The sequence below is a fragment of the Kribbella aluminosa genome (genome assembly GCF_017876295.1).
Lineage (GTDB): Bacteria > Actinomycetota > Actinomycetes > Propionibacteriales > Kribbellaceae > Kribbella > Kribbella aluminosa.
This window is the reverse complement of record NZ_JAGINT010000001.1, coordinates 2,298,343-2,322,320: the sequence shown is the minus strand read 5'-3', so window position 1 is coordinate 2,322,320 and position 23,978 is coordinate 2,298,343. Positions and strand designations below refer to the sequence as shown.

Annotated in this window: 27 protein-coding genes; 11 read left to right on the top strand and 16 right to left on the bottom strand. The window is 70.5% G+C overall.

Annotated elements, in window-relative coordinates; genetic code table 11:
* Nucleotides 1–251: 251 nt before the first annotated feature.
* From JOF29_RS11315 to JOF29_RS11300, 4 genes are read right to left on the bottom strand one after another with little or no spacing between them, the layout of a single operon-like run.
* Complete coding sequence (locus JOF29_RS11315) at nucleotides 252–734, bottom strand: GNAT family N-acetyltransferase (protein WP_209694158.1); 483 nt, start codon at nucleotides 732–734, stop codon at nucleotides 252–254.
* 11 nt (nucleotides 735–745) lie between these two features.
* Nucleotides 746–1,579: an SMP-30/gluconolactonase/LRE family protein gene (locus tag JOF29_RS11310; RefSeq protein WP_209694157.1), complete on the bottom strand. Its 834-nt coding sequence runs from the start codon at nucleotides 1,577–1,579 to the stop codon at nucleotides 746–748.
* A gap of 40 nt (nucleotides 1,580–1,619) precedes the next feature.
* Nucleotides 1,620–2,810: an MFS transporter gene (locus JOF29_RS11305; RefSeq protein WP_209694156.1), complete on the bottom strand. Its 1,191-nt coding sequence runs from the start codon at nucleotides 2,808–2,810 to the stop codon at nucleotides 1,620–1,622.
* A complete protein-coding gene (locus JOF29_RS11300; protein WP_209694155.1) occupies nucleotides 2,807–3,427 on the bottom strand; it encodes an HAD-IA family hydrolase in 621 nt (206 codons plus the stop codon). Before JOF29_RS11300 ends, JOF29_RS11305 begins: the two co-directional genes overlap by 4 nt.
* 48 nt (nucleotides 3,428–3,475) lie before the next feature.
* Between JOF29_RS11300 and JOF29_RS11295 the strand changes: the two genes are divergently transcribed.
* Nucleotides 3,476–4,633: an ROK family transcriptional regulator gene (locus JOF29_RS11295; RefSeq protein WP_209694154.1), complete on the top strand. Its 1,158-nt coding sequence runs from the start codon at nucleotides 3,476–3,478 to the stop codon at nucleotides 4,631–4,633.
* Here the strand turns inward: JOF29_RS11295 and JOF29_RS11290 are convergent.
* Genes JOF29_RS11290 through JOF29_RS11280 form a run of 3 tightly spaced genes read right to left on the bottom strand, consistent with a single transcriptional unit; the run spans nucleotide 4,630 to nucleotide 7,114 of the window.
* Complete coding sequence (locus JOF29_RS11290) at nucleotides 4,630–5,346, bottom strand: DinB family protein (protein ID WP_209694153.1); 717 nt, start codon at nucleotides 5,344–5,346, stop codon at nucleotides 4,630–4,632. The genes JOF29_RS11295 and JOF29_RS11290 overlap by 4 nt on opposite strands.
* Nucleotides 5,343–6,149 (bottom strand): bifunctional hydroxymethylpyrimidine kinase/phosphomethylpyrimidine kinase, encoded by an 807-nt coding sequence (thiD, locus tag JOF29_RS11285; protein WP_209694152.1) that lies wholly within the window; start codon nucleotides 6,147–6,149, stop codon nucleotides 5,343–5,345. The genes JOF29_RS11290 and thiD overlap by 4 nt, the downstream gene beginning before the upstream one ends.
* Nucleotides 6,150–6,151: 2 nt before the next feature.
* Nucleotides 6,152–7,114, bottom strand: coding sequence for a thiamine-phosphate kinase (locus JOF29_RS11280; RefSeq protein ID WP_209694151.1), 963 nt, complete (start codon nucleotides 7,112–7,114; stop codon nucleotides 6,152–6,154).
* A gap of 124 nt (nucleotides 7,115–7,238) precedes the next feature.
* Here JOF29_RS11280 and JOF29_RS11275 point away from each other — a divergent pair, with 124 nt between their 5' ends.
* Entirely contained in the window at nucleotides 7,239–7,475 is a 237-nt protein-coding gene (locus JOF29_RS11275; protein WP_170990044.1) for an Lrp/AsnC family transcriptional regulator, read from the top strand.
* 32 nt (nucleotides 7,476–7,507) lie between these two features.
* Nucleotides 7,508–7,963 carry a DUF3515 domain-containing protein gene (locus JOF29_RS11270; RefSeq protein WP_209694150.1) on the top strand — a complete coding sequence of 152 codons (456 nt, stop codon included), beginning with the start codon at nucleotides 7,508–7,510 and terminating at the stop codon, nucleotides 7,961–7,963.
* A 15-nt stretch (nucleotides 7,964–7,978) separates the two neighbouring features.
* On the opposite strand, the gene JOF29_RS11265 is transcribed toward JOF29_RS11270, so the two are convergent.
* Nucleotides 7,979–9,193: an MFS transporter gene (locus JOF29_RS11265; RefSeq protein ID WP_209694149.1), complete on the bottom strand. Its 1,215-nt coding sequence runs from the start codon at nucleotides 9,191–9,193 to the stop codon at nucleotides 7,979–7,981.
* Entirely contained in the window at nucleotides 9,186–9,761 is a 576-nt protein-coding gene (locus JOF29_RS11260) for a winged helix-turn-helix domain-containing protein (protein WP_209694148.1), read from the bottom strand. The genes JOF29_RS11265 and JOF29_RS11260 overlap by 8 nt, the downstream gene beginning before the upstream one ends.
* 175 nt (nucleotides 9,762–9,936) lie before the next feature.
* Between JOF29_RS11260 and JOF29_RS11255 the strand changes: the two genes are divergently transcribed.
* Together JOF29_RS11255 and JOF29_RS11250 are read left to right on the top strand one after the other, a co-directional pair.
* Nucleotides 9,937–10,353: a YciI family protein gene (locus JOF29_RS11255; RefSeq protein WP_209694147.1), complete on the top strand. Its 417-nt coding sequence runs from the start codon at nucleotides 9,937–9,939 to the stop codon at nucleotides 10,351–10,353.
* Nucleotides 10,354–10,359: 6 nt separating this feature from the next.
* Nucleotides 10,360–11,553, top strand: a complete 1,194-nt coding sequence (locus tag JOF29_RS11250) for an RNA polymerase sigma factor (protein WP_209694146.1) — start codon at nucleotides 10,360–10,362, stop codon at nucleotides 11,551–11,553.
* Nucleotides 11,554–11,643: 90 nt separating this feature from the next.
* Here JOF29_RS11250 and JOF29_RS11245 read toward each other — a convergent pair whose 3' ends face one another.
* The 3 genes from JOF29_RS11245 to JOF29_RS11235 are packed head-to-tail and all read right to left on the bottom strand — an operon-like array spanning nucleotide 11,644 to nucleotide 15,541.
* Nucleotides 11,644–13,101, bottom strand: a complete 1,458-nt coding sequence (locus tag JOF29_RS11245) for a carboxylesterase/lipase family protein (RefSeq protein WP_209694145.1) — start codon at nucleotides 13,099–13,101, stop codon at nucleotides 11,644–11,646.
* A 9-nt stretch (nucleotides 13,102–13,110) separates the two neighbouring features.
* The gene (locus JOF29_RS11240) at nucleotides 13,111–14,241 is read right to left on the bottom strand and encodes a D-alanine--D-alanine ligase family protein (protein ID WP_209694144.1); all 1,131 of its coding nucleotides are present in this window, start codon (nucleotides 14,239–14,241) and stop codon (nucleotides 13,111–13,113) included.
* A gap of 58 nt (nucleotides 14,242–14,299) precedes the next feature.
* A complete protein-coding gene (locus JOF29_RS11235) occupies nucleotides 14,300–15,541 on the bottom strand; it encodes a cytochrome P450 (protein WP_209694143.1) in 1,242 nt (413 codons plus the stop codon).
* A 99-nt stretch (nucleotides 15,542–15,640) separates the two neighbouring features.
* On the opposite strand from JOF29_RS11235, the gene JOF29_RS11230 reads away from it, so the two are divergent.
* Nucleotides 15,641–16,240: a TetR/AcrR family transcriptional regulator gene (locus JOF29_RS11230; protein WP_209694142.1), complete on the top strand. Its 600-nt coding sequence runs from the start codon at nucleotides 15,641–15,643 to the stop codon at nucleotides 16,238–16,240.
* A 68-nt stretch (nucleotides 16,241–16,308) separates the two neighbouring features.
* Entirely contained in the window at nucleotides 16,309–17,418 is a 1,110-nt protein-coding gene (locus JOF29_RS11225; RefSeq protein ID WP_209694141.1) for a trans-sulfuration enzyme family protein, read from the top strand.
* On the opposite strand, the gene JOF29_RS11220 is transcribed toward JOF29_RS11225, so the two are convergent.
* On the bottom strand, nucleotides 17,399–18,571 hold the full coding sequence (locus JOF29_RS11220) for an MFS transporter (protein ID WP_209694140.1): 1,173 nt from the start codon (nucleotides 18,569–18,571) through the stop codon (nucleotides 17,399–17,401). The two genes, JOF29_RS11225 and JOF29_RS11220, sit on opposite strands and share 20 nt — an antisense overlap.
* Nucleotides 18,568–19,329, bottom strand: a complete 762-nt coding sequence (locus JOF29_RS11215; RefSeq protein ID WP_209694139.1) for a DeoR/GlpR family DNA-binding transcription regulator — start codon at nucleotides 19,327–19,329, stop codon at nucleotides 18,568–18,570. Before JOF29_RS11215 ends, JOF29_RS11220 begins: the two co-directional genes overlap by 4 nt.
* A 52-nt stretch (nucleotides 19,330–19,381) precedes the next feature.
* Here JOF29_RS11215 and JOF29_RS11210 point away from each other — a divergent pair, with 52 nt between their 5' ends.
* Nucleotides 19,382–20,563, top strand: a complete 1,182-nt coding sequence (locus JOF29_RS11210) for an MFS transporter (RefSeq protein WP_209694138.1) — start codon at nucleotides 19,382–19,384, stop codon at nucleotides 20,561–20,563.
* Here the strand turns inward: JOF29_RS11210 and JOF29_RS11205 are convergent.
* Complete coding sequence (locus JOF29_RS11205) at nucleotides 20,472–20,900, bottom strand: hypothetical protein (RefSeq protein ID WP_209694137.1); 429 nt, start codon at nucleotides 20,898–20,900, stop codon at nucleotides 20,472–20,474. The genes JOF29_RS11210 and JOF29_RS11205 overlap by 92 nt on opposite strands.
* Before the next feature lie 56 nt (nucleotides 20,901–20,956).
* Between JOF29_RS11205 and JOF29_RS11200 the strand changes: the two genes are divergently transcribed.
* Both JOF29_RS11200 and JOF29_RS11195 read left to right on the top strand, forming a co-directional pair.
* Complete coding sequence (locus tag JOF29_RS11200; RefSeq protein ID WP_209694136.1) at nucleotides 20,957–21,313, top strand: MerR family transcriptional regulator; 357 nt, start codon at nucleotides 20,957–20,959, stop codon at nucleotides 21,311–21,313.
* A 46-nt stretch (nucleotides 21,314–21,359) separates the two neighbouring features.
* The gene (locus JOF29_RS11195) at nucleotides 21,360–21,902 is read left to right on the top strand and encodes a GNAT family N-acetyltransferase (RefSeq protein WP_209694135.1); all 543 of its coding nucleotides are present in this window, start codon (nucleotides 21,360–21,362) and stop codon (nucleotides 21,900–21,902) included.
* Here the strand turns inward: JOF29_RS11195 and JOF29_RS11190 are convergent.
* Nucleotides 21,848–22,525, bottom strand: a complete 678-nt coding sequence (locus JOF29_RS11190) for a FadR/GntR family transcriptional regulator (protein WP_209694134.1) — start codon at nucleotides 22,523–22,525, stop codon at nucleotides 21,848–21,850. The genes JOF29_RS11195 and JOF29_RS11190 overlap by 55 nt on opposite strands.
* A 58-nt stretch (nucleotides 22,526–22,583) precedes the next feature.
* On the opposite strand from JOF29_RS11190, the gene JOF29_RS11185 reads away from it, so the two are divergent.
* Nucleotides 22,584–23,780, top strand: coding sequence for a CynX/NimT family MFS transporter (locus JOF29_RS11185; RefSeq protein ID WP_209694133.1), 1,197 nt, complete (start codon nucleotides 22,584–22,586; stop codon nucleotides 23,778–23,780).
* Nucleotides 23,781–23,978: the final 198 nt, after the last annotated feature.

Here is a 23,978-nt window from a genome sequence, read left to right as displayed (position 1 = left end):
GTGGGGTTTGTCAACCCGGTCGGCCGGGTGCGATGGCTCGTGGTGTCGGACGTGGACTTCGGCAGCTCGACAGTACGTATACATCCACTGCGCCCGCCCGCACGCCTGGCGCAGCCTCTACTGCACGGCAGTGGCGGCCTGCTCCCTCAACTGAACGGCACTGGGGTTCACCCCGCACCTTGCCCCTTCGCCGCCTGCATGCCAGTGGTGAAGGGACAACCTCAGTGGTTAACCGCTGAGATAGCGCGCCGCTATAGCTCGCGGAAGTACACGGCGACCGGGAGTTTCACGCAGCCGAGGCTCTCGTAGAACGCCCGGGCCGGCGCGTGGAACGGGTCGCCGCCGGTGCCGATCTCGACGTACTGCGCTCCCGCGGCGCGCATCGCCGTGAACGCGTGCTCGCAGAGGGCGGTGGCGCTGGTCGAGCGGCGGTGTTCCTCGGCGACGCCCAGGAGGACGACCGTGCCCTTGGAGCGGCTCGGTTCGACGTGCCAGGCGACGTACCCGATGATCTCGCCGTCCTGCTCGGCGACGGCGACGTGCTTGTGCTCGGCCGGGTCGTGCAGGCCGGGCAACTGCTTGCGGTAGGCGTCCTGCCAATCGCCGTGCTGACGGGTGTAGATCAGGTCGCCGACCAGCGGGCGGAACGAGTCCTCGAAGAACGGACCGAACGTGTCGATCGTGAGGTCGATCAGCGGTTGCAGGTCGGCGTCGGCGTACGTGCGGATGTTCATTGGGTGGGATGTTAGCCAGCGGCGGGCGGTACGGCGACTGGGATTGTGTGGATCTGGCCGGTGTGGGCGCCGCTGCGGAGGCGGGCGAGGTTGTTCGCGATCGAGTCGTTCAGGTGCCACTCGGACGTCAGGAGGCACAGCGTCGGCCCGTCGAAGTCGACCAGCGTGAGCGCGAACGGGGCGCGGTCCTCCGGCAGGTCGATGCGTTGCAGGATCTCGCCGCCGTCGGCGACCCGGACCACGCCCTCGCTGCCGGTCTGCGACCAGATCGCGCCCTCGGCGTCCAGGCAGATCCCGTCCGGGCCGAGGTTGCCGGCGTACACCCGGCGGTTCGTGAGGTCGCCGTTCGGCTGTACGTCGAACGCCGTCAACCGGCCGGCGAACGACTCGGCGACCACCAGCGTCCGGCCGTCCGGGGTGAGCACCATGCCGTTCGGGAACTCGATCTGGCCGGCCACCTCCCGGATCGCGCCGTCCGGGGTGACGAGCCTGATCCAGCCGGGTTTCGGTGCCTCGCCCCCGGAGAAGTCGAAGTCCGCACCGTCCAGGTAGATGTTGCCGCGGGCATCGACCACGAGCTCGTTCGCGTGCTGGTCCGCGAGCACGGTGACGGAGCCGTCGGGCTCGTACCGGCGGAGCTTGTCGCCGGTGGTCAGCAGGCGGCCGTCGGGGGTCCACTCGATCGACCAGCCCATCAGGTTCTTGACCGGTACGTCGAGGTACTCGGTCTTGCCGTCGGCGTCGATGGACACCACCTGCTGCTCGATCCAGTTGCAGAACCACAACCGGCCGTCGTGCCAGCGGGCGGACTCGGGCATCGCCAGGCCGTCGATCAGGAGCTTCATGATGGGGTCACCTCGTTCGGTGTGGGTGTGTTGTCACCTCCTACACGAACGCGGTGCGGCCGGATCGACGGCTGAGCAGGAGAAGTACGGCGAGCAGCGGGAGCGTGATCAGGTACGCCGTCCGCAGGTCGAGGACACGCGCCAGTACGGCGAGCAGCGCCGGGGCGACGAGGATCGCCGTACCGGACGCGAGCGCGCCGACCGCGGCGAGACGGGCAGAGCTGATACCCGGCGTCGCGACGAGGGCGGCGAGCGTGACCGGGTAGAGCGGCGCGACACCGAGCCCCGCCACGACCAGCCCGCCGGCCACTACTGCTGGTCCGTCGAACAGGCTCACCAGCAACGTCCCCACGGCAGCAAGCACGCTGGACGGCACCACCGGCGACCACCCGTTGATCCTGATCGGCCCGACCGCCCGCCCGACGGCCATCCCGATCGGAAACGCACTACCGAGCAAGGCCGCCGTCGCAGTAGGCAGCCCGCTGGCCACCAGCCGAGCCACCGCCCACACCACAAAACAGAACTCCACCGACACCGCCAGCACCACCCGCAACCACCCCGCCCCCACATCCACCACAACCCGCCGCCCCACCCGCCGCCACTTCCGCCCCAACCCAACCGCCGGAGCCGAGTCGATCAGCACAGGAATAGGAGGCTCCTCAGACTGATGTGTTTGCCTGGAACGAGGAGTCAGGAACGCGAGAAACAGCAGCGGTGGAGCTGCTGCGAGCATGGCGAGGCGGCCTGTGGGGCCAAGGGTGTCGAGGGTGCCGATGGCCAGTGGCGCGAAGATGCCTGTGCCGCTGGCTACTGCGTTCACCCGACTGAGGCGGGAAGCGGCAGCGGGACCGTTCAGCATCAGCGGAGCGACCAGCACCAGCAAGGCGCCGCCTAGACCGACCAGCAGGCCGCCTGTGATTGCCACGACGTACGACGGAGCGACCCCGATCAGCACCGCGCCCACCGCGCACACGACCGACCCCAGTGCGAGCACCGTAGGCATCGCCCACCGCCGGAGCATCCGCGGTCCGACCACGGCGACCAGCATCAGCCCGACAGCGAACCCGGACGACAGCAGCGCCAGCCGGCTGGTCGGCTCCCGCAGGTCACGGGCGAGGATCGCCACGCACGCCCCGAGCCCCGCCAGCACGAAACCCATCGCCGACAGCGCGATCCCGATCCGGATCTCGTCGCTGCGGCTCCCGGCTTCCACCGGGGCCTGCGCGGTCATTCCAGACCTTGGAACAGCGCGTCGAGCCGATGCAGGTCCGGGAGCTCGATGTCCGCCGGCACCCCCTTCAGCCCGGCCGTCAACGCCCCGGACGCCCGCCCGGCCGTCAGCCCGACCACGGTGTCCTCGACCACCAGGCACTCCGTCACCGGTACGCCGAGCAGCTCCGCCGCCCGCAGGTACCCCTCCGGATCCGGCTTACCGCGGCTGACGTCGTCGACCGTGACCAGCACCGACGGCGCGATCGCGGACACGGTCAGCCGTAGCTTCGCCAGCTGCGCCGGAGCACTGGTGTAGACCGCCCACGGCACCCCCAGCCGGTCGAGCGTGCCGATCAGCTGCAGCGCCCCCGGCTTCGCCTCGACGCCCTCGACGTCGTTGACCTCCAGGTCGAGCACCCGCACCCCGGCCGCGGCCAGCTCGGCGGGCGACGCGTCCGGCAGGAACTGCGCGATCGTCGCGGCCGCCGGGTTCCCGTGCGCGACCGCGAGCACCGCGGCCGGGTCCAGCCCGCACTCGACCGCCCAGCGGCGCCAGCTCCGGTCCACGACCGCGTCCGAATCCACCAATGTGCCGTCCATGTCGAACAGCACGGCGCGGATGTCCCGGATCTCCATCAACCCTCCCATTAAACTCGTCCTCCGAGCATAAACGGAAAGGCCGCGATGACTCCAGTACGCCGGGGACAATGGCAGACGGCCGCGGACGTCCTCAGCCAGGTCGCCCGACAGCCAGGGATCACCCGCGCCGCGGTCGCGCGGACGCTCCGGCTGAGCACGGGCTCGGCCACGGAGGTGACCGCCCGGCTACGCGACGTACAGCTGCTGACCGAGGCCCCCGCTCCCAGCCAGGGGCGCGGCCGCCCGACAACTGTGCTGCAGGCACATCCGGAGGGCCCTGTGGTGCTGGCACTCGATCTACGGCAGAGCAGCTGGCGCAGTGCGGTCGTAGCGCTGGACGGCTCACTGCAGGACCCGCAGTACCACCGCCACCGGAGCCGTCGCGCACAGGTAGTGCTCAAGAACCTGCGCCACGCGGTAGAGCAGACACGGGAGCGGTACGGCGACCGCCTGCAGCTGGTGAGCCTCGCAGTACCGGGCACTGTCCGCGACAACCACCTCATGCAGGCGCCCACGCTCGAGTGGGTCGAGCTGGACCTCGGACAGGTCACGGCCAACGTCGACGTACCGCTGCTCGCCGGCAACGACGCGACCCTGAGCGGTGTGGCCGAGGCTCGCACCGGTGCAGCCGCGGGAGCTGGTACGGCGGTGCACCTCATCATCGAGGTGGGTATCGGCGGGACGTTGCTGATCGACGGCGTACCGGCTCAGGGGGCGTCGGGCGCGGGCGGTGAGTACGGGCACATGCCCTTCGGGGACCGCGCCCGTACCTGCCCGTGCGGCGCTCGTGGCTGCTGGGACCTGGAGATCGACGGGCGCGCGCTGGCGCACCACTTGAAGCAGCCGAGGCCGGACGATCCTGTGGCGTTCACGGAGGAGGTACTGCGACGCACTGATCGGGCTGCGCGTTCAGCAGTTGCCAAGGTCGTGACCGCGCTGGGCTACGGGATCGCAGGGCTCGTCAATGCGCATGACCCGGACGTGGTCACCATTGGCGGGCTGGCGATCCCTTTGCGTGCAGCGGCGCCGGAGACGTTTGCTGACGCGTACCTGGGCGGTCTGATGGCCTTCCACCGTGGGGCTCCACCGCCGGTGCTCGCGGCCACTCACCAGCCGGACGGACCGTTGCGTGGCGCGGCCGCTCTGGCGCTCGACCAGCTCACGAGCGAACCGGCGATCGCCGCCTGGGTCGCCCAGCGCTAGTCGGCAACCTCTCCCACGACCTCATCACCGTCCACGACCACCGCGCCCTCGGCGCCCTCCGCGCCCTCCGCCGCCTCCGTGCCCTCCGCCGCCTCCGCGGCCACCGCGCCTTCCGCGGCCTCGTCGACCTGTTCGACCTGTTCGACGCGGGGCTTGGGGATGATCGGGGGCTCCACTTTCGCCAGGATCTCGGTGATGTCGTGCCGGTGGTGCTGGATCTCGTGGGCGGTGTGCCGGATGATCCAGCCGAGCGTCCGCGGCGCCCGGACCGGGTAGTTGTACAGCCCGAGCTTCCCCAGCTCCTGCGGCTGCAGCACCCGCGCAGCCGCTCCGAACTCGCGCGCGAACCGCATCAGCGCCGCCGCGACCTCCATCGGATCCTGGTCCTCGTACTTCTGCTGCTTCACCCGCCCGGTCCGGTCCATCGGCGCGTACACCGGCCGGTCCTCCGCCAGGCACTGCGCGATCCGCAGCCGCTGCACCTCGAGCACGTCGCGCACATGGCACGCGTACTCGATCGCCGACCACACCTCCGGCTCAGGCCGCAGCCGCACCACCTTCACGTCCGGGCCGGCGGCCGCCTTGGTCAGCGCCATCGCACAGTCCGCGGCCTGCCGGATCAGCAGCGTCACGGTGCCCTGCAGGTCACCCGTGTCGTAGTTGAAACCGCACTGCTCGCAGTACCCGTCGACCGGGGGCCGCTGCTTACTCAAATGCCACTCCCTCTGAATCTCCATGCGTGGTCGACCGGGCCGATCCCGTCGCCCAGGGCGAACCCGGCCGCGATCGCACCGGTCACGTACTCCTTCGCAGCGCCGACCGAGTCCGGTACGTCGTGCCCACGTGCAAGGTACGACGCGATGGTGCTCGCCAGCGTGCAACCGGTCCCGTGCGTGTGCCGGTTGTCGGCGCGGGGAGCACTGTACGCACGGCGTACCCCAGAGCCGTGCAGTATGTCGACAGCCGCCGTACCGACGTCGTGGCCGCCCTTCACGAGCACCCAGGTCGCGCCCGCGTCCAATAGCGCCTTCGCAGCGCGGTCCCGGTCCTCCACAGTCTCCAGCTCGACACCGGACACCGGACCGAGCTCCGTGAGGTTGGGCGTCAGCACAGTGGCCAGCGGGACGATCTCCGACCGTACGGCGTCCATCGCGTCCGCCGCGAGCAGCGCATCACCGTGCTTGGACACCGAGACCGGGTCGACCACCACCGGTACGCCGTCGGGCAGGGTGCGCAACAGCGAGGCCACCACGCGGACCATCGACTCAGACGCCAGCATGCCGGTCTTCACCGCATCCACGCCGATGTCGTCGACCACACTGCGGAACTGTGCGCGGACCTGTTCCTCGGGCAGCTCCCAGGCGCCCTGGACGCCGAGGCTGTTCTGTGCGGTGATCGCGGTCAGCACGCTCATGCCGTGCACGCCGTTGGCCAGCATCGCCTTCAGGTCCGCCTGGATCCCGGCGCCGCCGCCGGAGTCCGAACCCGCGATCGTCAACACTCTTGGCGGGCGCATGCTCAACTCCTGAAATGTGCGTGACCGGTCTCCGCAGCATACGGCGAACCGTCCACGGTCACGGTCCCGGGCGGGTGTTCCTCGTTGCCCTCGGCAACCGAGCCGATGACGGTCCAGCCCTCCGGTACGTCGGCCGGCTCGAACGTACCGACCAGGGCGTGGTCCTCGCCGCCGGTCAGGACGAACTTGAGCGCGTCCACGCCGGTCGCTGCGGCCACCGCCTGCAGCGGCTCCGGCACGGTCAGCGCCTTCGTGTGGATGTCGATGATCACCTGGCTCGCCGTCGCGATGTGGCCGAGGTCGGACAGCAGCCCGTCGCTCACGTCGCACATCGACGACGCCCCGCCGATCGCCGCTCGCGGACCGTCGTCGTACGGCGGTTGCGGGCGCCGGTGCGCCTCGACGACGGCCCGCGGCGAGCGGAACCCGCGGGCCAGCACGGCCCAGCCCGCCTCCGCCCAGCCGAGCCGGCCGACGTACGCGACCTCGTCGCCCGGGCGAGCGCCGGAGCGCAGGACCGGTGCGCGGCCGTCCAGCGAGCCGAACGCTGTGACCGACACGACGATCTTGTCGGACTGCACCGTGTCACCGCCGATGATGCTCGCGCCGACCAGCTCGCACTCGTCCACGAGGCCCTGGTTCAGCTCCAGCGCCCAGGCGGTCGGCAGGTCGGCCGGGCCGCCGAATCCGACCACGAGCGCGGTCGGCCGGGCGCCCATCGCGACCACGTCGGCCAGGTTCTGCGCGGCGGCCTTGCGGCCCACGTCGTACGCCGACGACCAGTCCCGGCGGAAGTGCCGGCCCTCCACCAGCAGGTCGGTGGTGATCACCATCCGGCCGTCCGGCACCGCCAGCACGGCCGCGTCGTCGCCGGGACCTACCAGGACGTCCTCACTCTGGGACAGCCCCTTGGTGACGGCCGCGATCAGGCCGAACTCACCCGTGCTCCCCAACGTCTCTGTCACGTCAACAGACCTCCCATATCGCTAGCCGGAGTCTAGGCGGTACCGTGACGTGGCAACGAGTACGCCTGGCCACCCCGCAGTACTGTGGCCGGAGCCAGCTGAGGACGACTGAGCGGAGAACGACGTGGTGGTCCAGGCCTACATCCTGATCCAGACCGAGGTCGGCCGGGCGGCCGACGTGGCGGCACAGATCGCCGAGGTCCAGGGCGTCACCCTGGCCGAGGACGTCACCGGTCCGTACGACGTGATCGTCCGCGCGGAAGCTCGCAACGTCGACGAACTGGGCAAACTGGTGGTTGCCCGGGTCCAGAACGTCCCCGGCATCACCCGCACCCTGACCTGCCCCGTCGTCCACATCTGATCGTCCGGCCCGGGGACCGTCCTGATTTCGGCATGCCCAAGATCCTGCTGGCCGCGCTCGGCGTGATCGTGCTCGCCGGGTGCAGTCCCGGGGCGGCGCCTGTACCCGTGCCCTCCCCGGCGCCTGAGGTTGCTGCCGCCTGCGGTGATCTGGTCAAGGCGCTGCCGGAGAAGGTGCTCGACGCGAAGCGGCGTAAGACGAGCCCGGAGAGCCCGCTCACCGCCGCGTACGGCGACCCGCCGATCGAGATGACCTGCGGCGTCGCCGCACCCGCGGGCCTGGCCGAGGCCCAGTCCCAGTGCTTCGAGGTCAACGGCGTCGGCTGGTTCGCCAAGCAGGTCCAGAACGGCTACGTCTTCACCACCATCGGCCGCACCCTGTACTTCGAGGTCGCAGTCCCGAACAAGTACTCCCCCGAAGCCAACGCCCTCACCGACGTCTCCGACGCTGTCCAGAAACACGACAAACTCGTCACCCCCTGCATCTGAACTCGGGCGTCGGTGCTAGAGCTCGGAGCTGCGCACGGATCTGGTCACGGCGATTGCCGTCGCGAGCAAGCAGATCAGCGCGCACCCGGCGAAGAAGACGCCTGGTCCCCAGACAGCCGTAACCACGCCGGTCACCGGGTACAGGAGTGGACTGAGGCCAACGGTGGAGAGGGACGTCACCGAACTGACTCTGCCGAGGTAACGAGGATCGGTCTTGCGTTGGAGCAGGGCGTTGCCGAGCGCCGACGCGGCGCCGCTGATCATTCCGAGTACAGCCGAACCGGCGATCAGCAGGCCGGCTGTAGTCACCTGCCCCAGCGCGCCGACCAGAACGGCGGTCGCCAGCAAGAAACACGCGAGTACGACGCCTGCCCGCGGGACGCGAGTCAGAGCTGTGAGCAGAATCCCAGCGACCGCACCTCCAACGCTGAACGCGCTGAGCGTCCACCCGAGAACGGCCGCGCCCCAGTCGCGTTCGGCGGTCAGCAGGACGAGACCGACGCCGACCGGACCGCTGAAACACAGGTCGCCCAGCCCGACCACCACAACCAGCCGGGCCAGTTGCCGGTTTCGCCGTAGGTGCTGCAGCCCGTCCTTGAGGTCGGCGAACAGTGAGCCTGTCGACCGCACGCCGGGCCGTGTCCGGTTCAGGCGGACCGCAAGCAGAAGACCGACGGACACGCTGAACAGCAGGCCGGCCAGACCGAACCCGCCGGCGACTCCTGCGGCGGTCAATGCGATCGCAGCGATCATGGGACCAGCCGCGTTGCCGAGACGGACCGCGAGCATCCGGAGCCCTTGAACCTGGCCGAGTCGGTCCGGATCGGTGAGCCGGCCGGCCAGTGCCCCGGCCGCAGGCATGAACAGCGCGTCGATCACGCCGAAGACCAGCGCGACGGCGAACAGCATCGGCAGCCCGGCAGTTCCGAACATCATCAGCGCGCCAGCGCAGAACACGATCAGACAGCGAGCCAGATCGCTGCCGATCACTACCCGGCGCGGTCCGTACCGGTCGGCGATCACTCCGCCGACCAGCATCAGCACAGCCCGGGGAACGGCTCCGACGGCGAGCACCGCGCCGACCTGAGCGGCCCCGGCCGTCCGGGTCGCCGCCCAGGACAGGGTGAGAAAGAAGGCGACGTCGCCGGTGACCGATGCGGTGTAGGCCGCCATCCAGCGCAGGACATTGCCGTCCCGGTAGGCGACGCCGGGCATTGCGCCGCTAAGCATCGTCGTCCGGCTCCAACAGTGGAAACGCGTGCAACTGGAGGGCTACCGGCACGCCCGCGCCGTTGTCGCGGTCCCGGTACTTCTTGACCACCGCGGCCAGCTCGGACTTCGCGTCGTTGAGCTCTGCCGGCGTCAAACGCAGCGTGTAGTTGCTGAACATGGATGCCTCGTACCACTCGTCCGGCAGTAGCGGCGCTGTGTAGGCGAGCCGTCGCAGCTGCTCGCTGTACGCGAGCACCACCGCATGCAGGTACGCCCGGCTGTCCTGTCGCTCGTCGGGATCGCTGTCCGCGGGCTGGTGCACGGACGAGCGATGTCGAGCCCGCCACCAGCGGTCGCGCCGAGTACCGCGCTCGAGATCCTCCTCGATCAGACCTCCTTCTGCCAACCGCCGCAGGTGGTAGCTCGCTGCACCCGAGTCGATCTCGTAATGGGCCGCAAGCTGCCGCGCCGTCGCAGGGCCGCGCTGCCGCAGGTGCTCCAGCAAGGTCAGCCGCATCGGATGAGCCAGCACCCGCAGGGTGGCTGCATCCAAGGTGATGTCGCCCGACGGCGTCTGGTCGCTCATGGTCCCAGCCTAACCCAGAAGAGTTCTTCGCGAAGACTTCTTCCTCATTGCCTGGAGCTCCGCAGGTTTCACTGCTCGCTGTCTTCTGCAAGTCTTTGTCCGGTTCGGGCCGGCAGCGGCGACGTCTCGGGTGGAAGTGCCCGCTGGAGGGTGCTCGGACGGACGGGAGAAGCTGATGAAGTACATGATCCTGACGTATGCGTCGCAGCAGGACTACGACGGGATGGCAGGGAAGGCGACCGGTAAGCCGGCCTGGGAGGCGGCGGATTTCGCGGCGATGGGGGACTTCATGGAGAAGTTCAACAGCGAGCTGGCCGCCTCGGGTGAGCTGGTGGAGACGCGCGGGCTCGCGGCGCCGGTGCTGACTCGACGGCTGGGGTCGAAGGACGGGCAGCCGGTGGTCACCGACGGTCCGTACGCCGAGACCCAGGAGGTGCTCGCCGGCTACTGGATCGTCGAGTGCGAGTCGTTCGACCGAGCGACCGAGATCGCCTCCCGACTGGCCGACACACCCGCACCGGAGTCCGCCCGAGCCACGGCATACGCCGACATCCGCCCGATCGTCGAGGGCCGCGAAGAACTGGTCGAGTGATCTCGGATGGATGTTGAGGATCAGCTGCGGGAGCTGGTGCCGCAGGTGCTTGGGGCGTTGGTGCGGCGGTACGGGCGCTTCGACACGGCTGAGGATGCTGTGCAGGAGGCGTTGCTTGCGGCGGCGCAGCAGTGGCCGGGTGCCGGCGTACCGGAGAATCCGCGGGGCTGGTTGATCACGGTGGCGTCCCGGCGGCTGACGGATCTGCTCCGGCGTGAGCAGGCCCGGCAGCAGCGGGAGGACCGGGTCGCGAGCTGGGCACCGCAGGGTGACCCGGTGGGCGACACCGACGACACGCTGGTGCTGCTGTTCCTGTGCTGCCATCCGTCGTTGTCGCCGGCCTCCCAGATCGCGTTGACGCTCCGGGCGGTCGGCGGCCTGACGACGGCCGAGATCGCCCGCGCGTTCTTGGTGCCCGAGGCAACGATGACCCGGCGGATCACCCGGGCGAAGACGAGCGTGAAGGAGAGCGGCGCCCGGTTCACGCTGCCGGCCGACCGCGAGGAGCGGCTGGGCGCGGTGCTGCAGGTCGTGTACCTGATCTTCAACGAGGGCTACGCGAGTACGACCGGCCCGCGCCTGCAGCGGGTCGAGCTGGCCGCCGAGGGGATCCGGCTGGCGCGGATGCTGTACCGGCTGTTGCCCGACGACGCCGAGGTGGCCGGGCTGCTCGCGTTGCTGCTGCTGACCGACGCCCGCCGTCCGGCACGCACCGGCCCGCTCGGCGAGCTCGTGCCGATGGCGGAGCAGGACCGGTCACGCTGGATCCCGGAGCTGATCCGCGAGGGCGTCGACCTGATCACCGCGACGCTCCCCCACGGCCCGGTCGGGCCGTACCAGCTCCAGGCCGCGATCGCCGCCGTTCACGACGAGTCCCCGTCGGCGGACAAGACCGACTGGCCGCAGATCGTCGCGCTGTACGAGGTGCTGCTGCAGCTCACCGACAACCCGATGGTCGCCCTCAACCACGTCGTCGCGGTCGCGATGGCCCGCGGCCCGGCCGAGGGTCTCCAGCTGCTCTCGACGATCGAGACCGACGACCACCTCGCCAAGGACCACCGGTTGTCGGCGGTCCGGGCGCATCTCCTGGAAATGTCAGGCGACAAGCCGGCCGCCCGAGCTGCGTACGAAGAGGCCGCCGCCCGAACAACCAGCCTCCCCCAGCAGCGCTACCTCCACGCCCGCGCCAACAACCTGTAGCCAGGCCCGTCTCCGCCGCAGACGGAGCGGACAAGAGTGGGGCCGTCGCACGCTGGGCGGTGGGGGCCAGCGGTGGGGCCAGGCGTTGGGTTAGCGGTGGGGCCAGCGGGTGCGTTCGTCGGGGCGGTCGTTGGTGGTGGTGCCGGAAGCGCTCGCGAAGTAGCGGCTGAGGCGTTCGGGACGGGTGTACGGCGGCCAGCCCGGATCGCCGGTCTTCGCGAAGTCGACCCACGACTTGTGCACCAGGTCCGCGAGGTGCTGCGGCGGCCTGGCACCGAGCATCGGCGCGATCGACGGGTCGTCCAGGTTGTCGAAGACGAACGGCAGCTCGATCACATGGCAGGCGCCGAGGGTCCCGTTGCAGGCCGGCGACCGCCAGCCGAACTCGTAGATGTGCGTCCTGGAATGCGCCTCGGCCAGCCGGATCGCGGGGATGCGGTAGTACGAGTCGGTCATGATCGCGGCCAGCACCTCGCCGGGCGTGGCGTCCGGGCGGTTCGCGCGGTACCGGCGGACGCCGTTCATCGACAACCCGAAGCGCATCCGGGTGGCGGCGTACAGCAGCGGAGTGCTGATCTTGGCGGCGGCTCCGGTCGGGATCAGGAAGAGCCGCGCCTCCTCGCTGTTGGTACCGATCAGCAGGTCGATGTCCGCGGCCGCACCGGCCCGAATGCGGTCGATCGGCGGCGCCGGCAGCAGCTCACCGTCGACCACCGGGCTGAACGGCAGCAGCGTGCGCGCGACGTCGCCCCACACCTTCGCCCGTGGCCTCTCCATCACTTGCTGGCCGAGCTGGTCCTGCGCCGCGAGCAGCCGCTCGACCGGTACGCCGGCGATCGCCTCACGGGTCGGCGCTGTCCCGAGGATCGCGGCCAGCCGTTCGCCGACCAGCCGGGCGGTGGCGGCGCCGATCGTGTTGTGCGCCGCACCGGACTCGGCGATCGCGCGGTGGAACAGACCCGCGGCGGCCGGCATCGCGAGCAGTGTGCAGACGCTCATCGCACCGGCCGACTCACCGAAGATCGTCACGTTGCCGGGGTCGCCGCCGAACCCCGCGATGTTGTCGCGGACCCAGGTCAGCGCCGCGATCTGGTCCAGCAGCCCGAGGTTCGGCGTACCGTCACCGAACCACAGGAACCCGTCCGCGCCGAGCCGGTAGTTGATCGTCACCAGCACGACACCGTCGCGCGCGAACCGGCTGCCGTCGTACACCGAGAGCGCACCGGACCCGCTGGTGAACGATCCGCCGTGGATGAACACCATCACCGGCGCGTTCCCGCCCAGGTCCGGCGACCAGACGTTCAGGTTCAGGTAGTCGTCGCCCGGGATGATGGCCCGCGGGACGAACTCGGCCAGCGGGCCGACGGCGCCGGTCTGCGGCGCCGTCGGCCCGTACGCCGTCGCGTTCAGCGGCGCGCTCCACGGCTCCGGCGGGCGCGGCGCCCGGAAGCGGTCCGGCCCGACCGGCGGCGCGGCGTACGGGATGCCCTTGAACGCGAGCGCGTCGGTCCCCAGGACCGGCCCGTACTGCGTGTCGACGAGCGCCATGCCGACGGGTCAGCGGAGACCGGTCGGGCGGTTCATCGCGAGCTGCAGCAGGTGCTCGACCAGGCTCGCGTAGTCCTTGCCGGTGGCTGCCCACAGCCGCGGGAACATGCTGGTCGGCGTGAATCCGGGCATCGTGTTGATCTCGTTGATGATCACCCGGTTGTCCGCGTCGACGAAGAAGTCGACCCGGGCCAGCCCCTCGGCCTCGATCGCGTCGAACGCGGTCAGCGCCTTGGCGCGGATCTCGTTCGCGAGCTCCGCGGGCAGGTCGGCCGGCACCGAGAGCGCCAGGTACTCCTCGCCCTCCGGCAGGTACTTGGTCTCGAAGTCGTAGAAGTCGTGCCCGCCGCCGGACACCGCGACCTCGCCGCAGACGCTGACCTCGGGCTTGGTGCCGTCCAGCCCGCCGAGTACGCCGACCTCGATCTCGCGCGGGTCCTTCGCCGAGGCCTCGACGATCACCTTCGGGTCGTGCGCACGGGCCTCGACCATCGCGCCGTCGAGCTCGTCCAGGCTGTTCACCTTGGTGATCCCGAGGCTCGACCCGCCGCGGCACGGCTTCACGAACACCGGGTAGCCGAGCGCGTCGACGGCCTCCCGGCAGCCGGCCGGGTCCTGCCGCCAGTCCCGGTCCCGGATCACGACGTACGGCGTGACCTCGAGGCCGGCGGCCTGGAACACGACCTTCATGTAGTGCTTGTCCATGCCGACGGCGCTGGCCAGCACCCCGGACCCGACGTACCGGATGTCCGACATCTCGAGCAGGCCCTGGATGGTGCCGTCCTCGCCCCACGGGCCGTGCAGCAGCGGGAACACCACGTCGACCTCGCCGAGCGTGCTCGGCACCTGGTCGGGCTCGCTGACCACGAGCTCGCGGTTCGCGCCGAACAGCACCGGCATCGCGGTGACGTCGACCTCGGGGAGCTTGCCGTCGGTGATCGACAGCCGCTCGGGATCGCCGCTCTCCAGCACCCAGTGCCCGCTGGTACTGATCCCGACCGGGACGACGTCGTACCTGTCCCGGTCGATGACCTGCAGGACGTTCGCCGCGGTCACGCAGGAGATGGCGTGCTCGCTCGACCGGCCGCCGAACACGACGGCGACCCGGGGCTTGCGCTTGTCTTCCGAGTACTCACTCACCGGCTCGACTGTAGCGGTCCGGAGATCATGATCCGACCGGGGTTCGGTTAAGAAGCGTTCAGATCGGCACGTCCCAGGTGACTGGCAACGCTGTCACTCCGTACACGAGCGTGTTCTCCCGGTAGTCGACCTCCTCGAACGGTACGGCGAGCCGCAGCGTCGGGATCCGCGCGAACAACCGCGTGAACACCTCCTGCAGCTCGAGCCGCGCGAGCTGCTGCCCGATGCACTGGTGCGGCCCGAACCCGAACGCGACGTGCGCCGCGGCGTCCCGTTCCAGATCCAGCCGGTCCGGGTCCGGGAACACGCTCTCGTCGCGGTTCGCCGACGACAGCGCGGCGATCAGGTAGTCGCCCGCGCCGATCGTCGACGATCCGACCGTCAAGTCGTCGGTCACCTGCCGGAACAGCCCGAAGTGCACCACCGACAGGTACCGGAGCAGCTCCTCCACGGCGGCCGGCACTGTGGACGGATCCGAACGGAGCAGGTCGAGCTGCGCAGGATTCCGCAGCAGCGCGAGCGTGCTGAGCGCGATCATGTTCGCGGTCGTCTCGTGGCCGGCGATCAGCAACGTGACGCCGACCGACACCAGCTCCTCGATGCTCAACGGCGTACCGAGCTCCTCGCCGCGGGTGATCAGCCGGGACAGGATGTCGTCCTCGCGATGCGCCTGCTTCGCCAGCACCAGGCCGACGATGTACTGGTTCAGGTCGTCGCTGGCCCGCTGGCTCTCCTCGGTCCACCCGTCGACCCGGACGAGCTGGGCGCTCCGCTCCTGGAACTCGTCGCGGTCCGCGTACGGGACGCCGAGCAGCTCGCAGATCACCAGCGACGGGATCGGCAGCGCGAACTCCTGCACCAGATCGACCGGCCCGTCGGCGGCCGGTCCTGACCGGGGTGGTGGGGTGGGGGAAGAGTCCAGCATGGCGTCGATCCGTTCCTCGACCATCGCCGCGACCCGCGGGCGCAGCGCCTCCATCCGCTTCACCGCGAACTCGGTCGCGAGCATCCGGCGCAGCCGTTTGTGCGCCGCCCCGTCGGCCTGCAGGATCGAGCCCGACTCCACCTCGCGGTCCAGGTCCGCGTCCGGTACGACGTGCTCGGACGGCGCCAGTCGCGAGCTGAGCCGGGTGTCCCGGAGCAGCGTGCGGACGTCGTCGTACCGGCTGATCACGTACGCGTCGACGCCGGCCGGCGTGGACACCTTCGCGGGCGCCTCGGTACGGCGGTAACCGGCGTACTCGGGTGCCGGGTCGAACGGGCAGCCGGACGGCCTGCGGACGGGAAAGCTCTCGGTCATCGGCAACCCCTCACGGAGAATTTGGTAGTGACTACCATATGGCGGACGCTTCCGATTCGGAACACCCTTCGGCGAGTCGCACGCGGTAACCTGCCCGCCATGGGACTGCGCGAGGTGAAGCGGGAGCGGACCCGCCGGCTGATCGCGGACAAGGCGTTCGAGCTGTTCTGCGACCACGGATTCGGCCGGACCACGGTCGAGCAGATCGCGGCCGCCGCCGAGGTCGGGCCGAGCACGCTGTACCGGTACTTCCCGACCAAGGAGACGCTGGTCCTCGAGTTCGTCGACGACTGCCTGGCCGACGCCGTCAGCTGGTTCCACCACCAGCCCGCGCTGGACCTCCGCGACGGTTTGCGGACCGTGGTCGAGCGCGTCCTCGAACAGCTGGAGAGCAACCCCGACCGGGTCCGTGCGGTGTTCGACCTGGCCGAGCGGAACGGGTCGGTGAGCGCACACCTCAACGAGCTGATCTGGCGGTTCCGCAACGACCTCGCGGCCGCGCTGGTACAGCGATTGCCGGGCGACCCGCTGCGCGCGGAGTTCGTCGCGGCGCTGTCCGCCGGGATCACGATGAACATCATCGAGAACGTGGTCCGGGTCTGGGTCGACAGCCCAGGCGCCGTCGACGCCCGCCAACTCGCCCGGCAGGCGATGGCGCTCCTGGAAACCGGCGACCTCCCCCTCCCCAGCTCCCGCTGACCCCCTTGCGTCCGAAGAACTGTGGGCCCTGGACCTCGGATCTTCGGACGTAGCTGGAGGATGTGCGTATGACTCCTGACCTCGACCCGTCCACCGTCGTCGTCCACGCCGGCCGCCCGGAGCGTGTGCCGAACGCCCCCGTCGGACCGTCGCCGGTGTTCAGCTCGACGTACGTGGCCGGCGGCGATCGCGGGTACGGACGGTTCGGCAACGACGCCTGGACCGCGCTCGAGGACACCCTCGGTCAGCTCGAAGGCGGCCGGGCGCTGAGCTTCGCCTCCGGGATGGCGGCGGCCGCGGCGGTGATCGACCTGGTCCCCGTCGGCGGTCGCGTGGTGGCGCCGCAGCACGCGTACTCCGGGGTCCTCGCACTCCTCGACCAGTACGCCGAAACCGGCCGGCTCACCGTCCAGCGCGCCGACATCGCGGACACCGAGGCGGTCGACGTCGACGGCGCCGACCTGCTGTGGATCGAGTCACCGACCAACCCCGCGATGGAGGTCGCCGACATCCCGGCCCTCGCCGCGGCCGCCCATGCCGCCGGCGCGACCGTGGTCGTCGACAACACCTTCGCCACTCCCCTGCTGCAGCAGCCGTTGCGGCTCGGCGCCGACGTGGTGATGCACTCGGCCACCAAGTTCATCGCCGGCCACTCGGACGTGATCCTCGGCGCCGTGGTCACCGCCGACGACGGCCTCTGGTCCGCGATCGAGCTGCGCCGCCGCAGCCTCGGGGCGATCCCCGGCTCGATGGACGCCTGGCTCGCGCTCCGCGGTCTGCGGACGCTCGCGCTCCGGCTCGACCGCGCGCAGTCGACCGCGGCGTACCTCGCCGAGCGCCTGCTGCAGCACCCCCGGGTCAGCCGGGTCCGGTACCCCGGGCTGCCCGGCGATCCCGGTCACGCCCGGGCCGCGGCGCAGATGTCCGGCTTCGGCGCGATCCTCGCGATCGAACTCGGCGGCGACGCCCCCGGAGCCCAGAAGGTCTGCGAGAGCACCCGGCTGTGGGTCCACGCCACCAGCCTCGGCGGCGTCGAGTCGCTGCTCGAACGCCGCCGCCGCTGGCCGATCGAGGTCCCGACCATCCCCGAGGACCTGATCCGCCTGTCCGTCGGGATCGAGCACCCCGCGGATCTGTGGGCCGACCTCGAGCAGGCGCTCAGTTCCTCTTCGAGTTGAGCACCGGTCCGCCGAAGAACGTCAGTACGCAGAGCACGACCGGCAGGACGAACGCGACGTTCAGCGGCATCCAGTGCGCGAGGCCGCCGATCAGCGCCGGGCCGGCCAGCAGGCCGACGTACCCGAGGCCGACCACACGGGCCATCAGCGCGCCCGAGGACCGCGGGTCGAGGTTGCCGGCGGCGGTGAACAGCTGTGGTACGCCGCCGGCCAGGCCGAGGCCGAAGACCGCCCAGCCGACGAGCGCGACGGGCACCCACGGGACCACGATCACCAGCGTCAGGCCGACCGCTGCCATCGCGGCACCCCAGCGCACGATCGCGGCCGGGCCGACGACGACGGCGACCCGGTCGGTGAGGAAGCGTCCGACGGTCATCGCCACCGCGAACGCGGCGTACGCGTAGGCGGCCGTGCTGACCGACGTACCGAGGACGTCGCGGAAGTGCAGCGCCGCCCAGTCGTTGGCGACCCCCTCGGACAGCATCAGGCCGAAGGCGAGCCCGCCGAGCGCCCAGACGAGCTTGGCCGACGGCTTCGTCCGCGGCGCCTCGTCCACTTCCCCGGCGGGTTCGGTTGCCTCCAGCAAGAATCGGCTGGCGATCAGCGACAGCACGATGCAGACCACGCCGGCCAGTGCGAGCGTGACCTCGGTCGGTACGCCGGCCCGCAACGTGGCCGCGCCGACGACCGCGGCGATCGCACCGCCGATCGACCACATCGCGTGGAACGCGGCCATGATCGGCCGCGGGTAGCCGCGCTCGACCACCACGGCCTGCGCGTTCATCCCGACGTCGATCGAGCCGTTGCCGAAGCCGACGAAGATCAGCGCGAGGCCGAGAGTCCACCAGTTCGTGGCCAGCCCGGGGCCGGCGAGCGCGATACCGAGCAGGATCCCGGCCGCCGGGACCAGCCGGCGCTGGCCGATCTTGTCGACAAGTGGCCCGGCGACCTGCATGCCGGTGAAGGCTGCGGCGCCGAGCACCAGCAGGAGCAGCCCGAGCGTGCTGTGGGTGATCCCGGTCCTCTGCTCGATGCTCGGGATGTGCACCACCCACATGCCGACGGCGAACCCGTTCAGCCCGAAGTACAGCCAGGTGGCAACGCGAGCGGCGCGGGGTGGGGCGGTCTGGAGTTGTAGGTCGACGGCGTTCAAGAGGCGACCTCTACCAGGGCGCCGCGTTGGGTGAGCACGGTTCGTTGGTCCTCGGGTGCGGAGTCGTCGGTGATGATCAGGTCGGGGCGGTCCGCCGGGCAGACGTAGGCGAGTGCGGCGCGGTCCCACTTGGCGCCGTCGGCGAGCACGATCGTGCGGGTGGCGACGTTCATCGCCTCCTGCTTGACCTCGGCGTCACCCAGGTCGAACGCGGTCAGTCCGGCATCCAGGCTGAAAGCGCACGGGCTCAGTACGGCGGCGTCGAAGCGCAGCGCCCGCAACGACGCCACGGTCAGCGGGCCGACCAGCGAGAGCTCGCCCTTGCGCGCCTCGCCGCCCGGTATCAGCAGCCGGATCCGTGGCGCGTCCGCCAACTCGTGCGCGACGTGCAGCGAGAGCGGCATGACAGTCAGCGCGCGGTCGTGCAGCAGCCTGGCGGTCTCGAGTGCCGTCGTGCCGCCGTCCAGGACGATCGTCTCGCCGTCGCGGAGGTGCGCGACGGCGGCGCGGGCGATCGCCTGCTTGGCGGCGACGGCGGCCTGCGAACGAAGCGAGTGCGGCGGCTCCAGACCGGACGGCATCGCGGACACCGCGCCCCCGTGGACGCGTTTCAGCACGCCCTGCACCGCCAGGAAGTCGAGATCGCGGCGGACCGTCATGTCCGACGCCTCGGTGGCCTCGACCAGTTCCTGGACCGACACTCGGTCGACGGCTCGTAGGCGTTCTACGATCACTTGGTGCCGTTCCGCACTTCTCATGCGCAAAAAACTACCATCCGCCTGATCGTTCAAACAGATAGCGTGTTCACTTGTGACAGATGACACCACGCTCGTCAAGCGCTCCCGGTACGCCGTCGCCGCGGTCTTCTGCGTCCACGGGTCGGTGACCGGATCGTTCGCGACCCGGGTGCCGTGGATCCAGGAGCACGCCGGACTGTCCGCCGGGCAGCTCGGGCTGGCGCTCGCGTTCCCGGCCCTCGGCGCGGCGCTGATGATGCCGCTCGCCGCCCGGGTCAGCCATCGGTTCGGCACCCGGACCGCACTCCGCGGGCTGCTCGCGTTGTGGACGCTGGCGCTGATCCTGCCGTCGTTCGCGCCCGGCCTGCTGACGTTGTGCGCCGCTCTGCTGATCTACGGCGGTACGGCGGGGATGGCCGACGTGGCGATGAACGCGCTCGGCGTCGAGATCGAACGGCGGCTGAAGAAGTCGATCATGTCCGGGCTGCACGGGCTGTGGAGCGTGGGCGCGCTGATCGGCTCCGCGGTCGGCACGATCGCGGCCCATGCGAACGTCAGCGCGCAGATCCACCACACGGTCGCGGCCGTCGTCCTGACGATCGTCGGTGCGGTGGTCTGCCAGTTCGTGCTGAACCTGCATCCGGAGGAGGACGAGGAGCCGCCGGCGCGGTTCGCGTTGCCGCCGAAGTCGGCGTTGCTGATCGGAGCGGTCGGATTCTGTGCGGTGTTCGCGGAGGGCGCGAGCCTGGACTGGTCGGCGGTGTACCTGCGCGACATCCTGGACAGCTCGGCCGGGGTCGCGGCCGGCGCGACGACCGGGTTCGCGTTGACGATGGCGATCGCGCGGATCACCGGCGACGCTGTCGTGGACCGGTTCGGTGCGGTTCGTACGGTGCGGGCCAGCGGTGTGATCGCGACCCTCGGCGGGTTGCTCGTGGTCGTCGCGCCGGACGCGATCGTCGCGATGATCGGCTTCGGGCTGATCGGCGTCGGCATCGCGGTCGTCGTACCGCTCGCCTTCGCCGCCGCCGGCCGCACCGGCGGCAACGCCAGCCAGGCGATCGCCGGCGTCGCCACCATCACCTACGCGTCCGGCCTGGTCGCCCCGTCGATCATCGGCGGCATCGCCCAGGCCAGCAGCCTGACCATGTCGTTCATCGTCGTCACCGCACTGGCGGCCGGGCTGGCCGTGTTCGCCCGCGTCCTCGCAACGCGTCCCGCAGCCACGGCAGCAACTGAAGGACGCCAAAACTGACCTCGACGACGAGGAACGCCAGCAGCACCCGGCTCGCTCCGTGGGCCAGGGCATAGGCCTGCCAGCACGCGAACAGGCCGCGCGCGAACCCGTCGTACAGCCCGTGCAGCGGCAGTGTGCGGAGCAGCCGGAGCAACGACCAGACGACGACCACCGACCCCATGAGGTTGGCGAACAGCATCTGCATGGTGTCGGCCGGCGGGAAGGTGCCGACGGACGACAGCACGCGATGGACCAGTACGAACGTCCACGGCGTCGCGAAGCCTGCCGTGACCAGCAGGTCGTACCACGCACTGATGCGGACAATGGTGAGATAACTGCGCTTGTGGGGAGACACGCGCTTGACGCTAAACAGTGGAGTGCGGTCCAAGGTCAAGTCGAACGGAGCAGCGGATGCGGATCGGTGAGCTGGCTGACCGGACGAAGCTGTCGAGGGACACGCTGCGGTTCTACGAGAAGATCGGGCTCCTCGTCGGCGAGCGGCTGCCCAACGGGTACCGCGACTTCGCGCCGGAGGCGGTGACCTGGCTGCACTACGTGCGGACGGCGCAGGCGCTCGGGTTCACGTTGGCGGAAATCGGCGAGCACTTCGACCAGTTGCAGGACGCGCCGGACCAGGCCGGTGCACTGTCGGCACTGTTCGCGGAGAAGGTCGAGGTGATCGACGCGCGGATGGCGGAGCTGGCGCGGTTGCGGGGCGACCTCACCGAGCGGATCGGTACCGGGTGTCCGCTGCGGGTGGTCACGTGATGGATATTCGGCCGGGCCAGGCGGTAGCGGTGATACGAATCGTGGGGTGGACTTTCGGGTAGCGGGATCAGAGGATGCGGCCGCGGTCGCGGAGCTGCACGGTGACAGCTGGCGGCGGCACTACCGGGGCGCGTACGCGGACGCGTTCCTCGACGACGAGTCGCCGGAATACCTCGGGGCGATGTGGGCGAAGCGGCTGGCGGACCGCGACGGCACGCGGACCACGGTGGCGGAGTACGACGGGCAACTGATCGGGCTCGCGCACGTGGTGTTCGACGCGGACCCGGCATACGGCGCACTTGTCGACAATCTGCATGTCCGCGCACCACTCAAGGGCCAGGGAATCGGCACCGAGCTGCTCGCCCGTGCCGCGACCGGCGTACCCACCGGCCTGTACCTCTGGGTGCTCGAACAGAACACAGCCGCGCAGGCGTTCTACGAGGCCCGCGGCGGCATCCGCGGCGATCGCCGGAACGTCCCACCGCCAGGCGGCGAACCCCGCCGCCTGAACGGAACCCCGGTGTGCCTCCGCTACTACTGGCCGGACCCCGTGAGCTTGACGGTCTCGATCAACGCGTACGACGCCTGACTCGCCGCCTCCGGATCCCCGGCCCGGATCGCTTCCAGTACGTCGACGTGCGCGTCGCCGAGGCGGTGATCCTCCGGGATCGTCGCGGTCTGGTGGATCGACTCGGTCATCACCTCCGCCAACGCGTCGTACAACCGGAGCAGCAGCGGGTTCCCGCTCGCGACCACGACGCCGCGGTGGAAGTCGGTGTCGACGGCCACGAACGCATCCAGGTCACCGGACTCGAGCGTCGCGGCGCGAGCCTCCAGCACCTCCGCCAGGGCCGTCAGGCTCTCCGGTTGCGCCTTGCGGGCGGCCAGCCGGGCGGCGGCAGCCTCGATGCCGGCGCGGGCGTCGAGCACGTCGGTGAGTGACGCGGACAGCTCGTCGCGGACCAGTACGCCGCTGATCTCGTTGGTCGCGCGCACATACGTCCCGTCGCCGACGCGCGGTTCCAGCAGGCCGGTCAGGCTCAACGACCGGAGCGCCTCACGGACCGTGCCGCGACTGACGCCGAGCTCGGTCGCGAGCTGGTGCTCCCCCGGGATCCGCGAACCGCGCGGCCAGGCGCCGGACTCGATCCGCGCCCGGAACTGCCCCGACACCTGCAGCACGAGCGGCACCTGCCGCACCAAGGACTCCATGCCGTACAGTATATAAATGTAGGACATCTACATGGAAGCTCTATCGGAAGTTGGAGAGGTGCGTGTTGTGGCAGTGCTGGCCGAACCCATGACTCGAGAGCGGTCGTCGCTGATCACAGCGACCGCCTTCGTGGTCGCGCTGAGCCTGCGGCCGGCGCTGACCGCCGTCGGTCCGGTGCTGCCGCGGATCGGCGACGCGCTGCACCTCGGTGAGGCCACACAGGGTCTGCTCGGCACGCTGCCGCTGCTCGCGTTCGCGGTCGCCTCTCCCCTGGTGCACCTGGCGTCCCGGCGGTTCGGGATGGAGCGGGCCGTGTTCGTCTCGCTCCTGGTGCTGGCCGCCGGCAGCGCGATCCGCCCGTACGCCGGCCCGGCCGGCCTCTGGATCGGGACCGCCGTGGTCGGCGCCGCGATCGCCGTCGGGAACGTGCTGGTGCCGGTGATCATCAAGCGCGACTACTCCGCGCACGTGTCCCGGGCGACCGGGATCTACACGGCGTTCATCACCGGTGGCGCCGCGATCGCGTCGATCCTCGCCGTACCGCTCGCCGACGCCGTCGACTGGCGGCTGTCACTCGCGGTCTGGGGCGGTCTCGCCCTGCTGGTCGCGATCGTCTGGCTACCGCGGACGCTCTCCCCGGAGCCGATGCCGGCGGCAACGACCGACGACGAGACGCCTCCGGTGAGTGTCTGGCGGCAGCCGATGGCGTGGCTGGTGACCGGGTTCATGGGGCTGCAGTCGACGAGCTTCTACCTGTTCGTGAACTGGCTACCGACGATCGAGAGCTCGACGGGCGGCGTCTCCGAGCGCGCCACCGGCGTCCACCTGTTCGTGTTCCAGGTGTTCGGGCTGATCGGCGGGCTCAGCATCCCGTTCCTGCTGAAGCACCCGACCAACCAGCGGGCGGGCCTGATGACGGCGAGTACGCCGATCCTGCTCGCGCTGATCGGGCTGCTGGTGGCGCCGCACCTCGCGATCGTGTGGGCGGTCGTCGGCGGCCTCGGCCAGGGCGCCGGGCTGGTCGCCGCGCTGTCGCTGATCAGCCTCCGCGGGCGCGGCCACCACGAGACCACGCAGCTGTCCGGGATGGCGCAGGCGGTCGGTTACTCGCTCGCCGCGGCCGGCCCGGTCGTCGCGGGCTACCTGACCCAGGTCACCGGCGGCTGGAGGACGACGCTCACGGTGTTCGCCACGCTGGCCGCCGTACAAGTCTCACTAGGCTTCGCCGTCGGCCGCGACACCCGCCCCACCTGACCGCGCCCCACCCGATCCGCGGGCCTACGGGTCAACCACGGCAGGGGTTGCCCCCTCGTCTGGAGGGTTGCCCACTGGAAATTCGAGGCGGTAACCCTCCACTTGAGGGGGCAACCCCTGCCGGGCGACCGTCGCCGGGTGGGCGGGGCCGAGCGACCGTCGCCCCGGCGACCGTCGCCCCGGCGACCGTCGCCCCGG

Bases quoted from the DNA above. Each gene is read 5' to 3' on its own strand.
- JOF29_RS11315 (WP_209694158.1), bottom strand. From the start codon at position 734: ATGAACATCCGCACGTACGCCGACGCCGACCTGCAACCGCTGATCGAC.
- JOF29_RS11310 (WP_209694157.1), bottom strand. From the start codon at position 1,579: ATGAAGCTCCTGATCGACGGCCTGGCGATGCCCGAGTCCGCCCGCTGG.
- JOF29_RS11305 (WP_209694156.1), bottom strand. From the start codon at position 2,810: ATGACCGCGCAGGCCCCGGTGGAAGCCGGGAGCCGCAGCGACGAGATC.
- JOF29_RS11300 (WP_209694155.1), bottom strand. From the start codon at position 3,427: ATGGAGATCCGGGACATCCGCGCCGTGCTGTTCGACATGGACGGCACA.
- JOF29_RS11295 (WP_209694154.1), top strand. From the start codon at position 3,476: ATGACTCCAGTACGCCGGGGACAATGGCAGACGGCCGCGGACGTCCTC.
- thiD (WP_209694152.1), bottom strand. From the start codon at position 6,149: ATGCGCCCGCCAAGAGTGTTGACGATCGCGGGTTCGGACTCCGGCGGC.
- JOF29_RS11270 (WP_209694150.1), top strand. From the start codon at position 7,508: ATGCCCAAGATCCTGCTGGCCGCGCTCGGCGTGATCGTGCTCGCCGGG.
- JOF29_RS11265 (WP_209694149.1), bottom strand. From the start codon at position 9,193: ATGCTTAGCGGCGCAATGCCCGGCGTCGCCTACCGGGACGGCAATGTC.
- JOF29_RS11260 (WP_209694148.1), bottom strand. From the start codon at position 9,761: ATGAGCGACCAGACGCCGTCGGGCGACATCACCTTGGATGCAGCCACC.
- JOF29_RS11255 (WP_209694147.1), top strand. From the start codon at position 9,937: ATGAAGTACATGATCCTGACGTATGCGTCGCAGCAGGACTACGACGGG.
- JOF29_RS11250 (WP_209694146.1), top strand. From the start codon at position 10,360: ATGGATGTTGAGGATCAGCTGCGGGAGCTGGTGCCGCAGGTGCTTGGG.
- JOF29_RS11245 (WP_209694145.1), bottom strand. From the start codon at position 13,101: ATGGCGCTCGTCGACACGCAGTACGGGCCGGTCCTGGGGACCGACGCG.
- JOF29_RS11235 (WP_209694143.1), bottom strand. From the start codon at position 15,541: ATGACCGAGAGCTTTCCCGTCCGCAGGCCGTCCGGCTGCCCGTTCGAC.
- JOF29_RS11230 (WP_209694142.1), top strand. From the start codon at position 15,641: ATGGGACTGCGCGAGGTGAAGCGGGAGCGGACCCGCCGGCTGATCGCG.
- JOF29_RS11225 (WP_209694141.1), top strand. From the start codon at position 16,309: ATGACTCCTGACCTCGACCCGTCCACCGTCGTCGTCCACGCCGGCCGC.
- JOF29_RS11215 (WP_209694139.1), bottom strand. From the start codon at position 19,329: ATGAGAAGTGCGGAACGGCACCAAGTGATCGTAGAACGCCTACGAGCC.
- JOF29_RS11200 (WP_209694136.1), top strand. From the start codon at position 20,957: ATGCGGATCGGTGAGCTGGCTGACCGGACGAAGCTGTCGAGGGACACG.
- JOF29_RS11190 (WP_209694134.1), bottom strand. From the start codon at position 22,525: ATGGAGTCCTTGGTGCGGCAGGTGCCGCTCGTGCTGCAGGTGTCGGGG.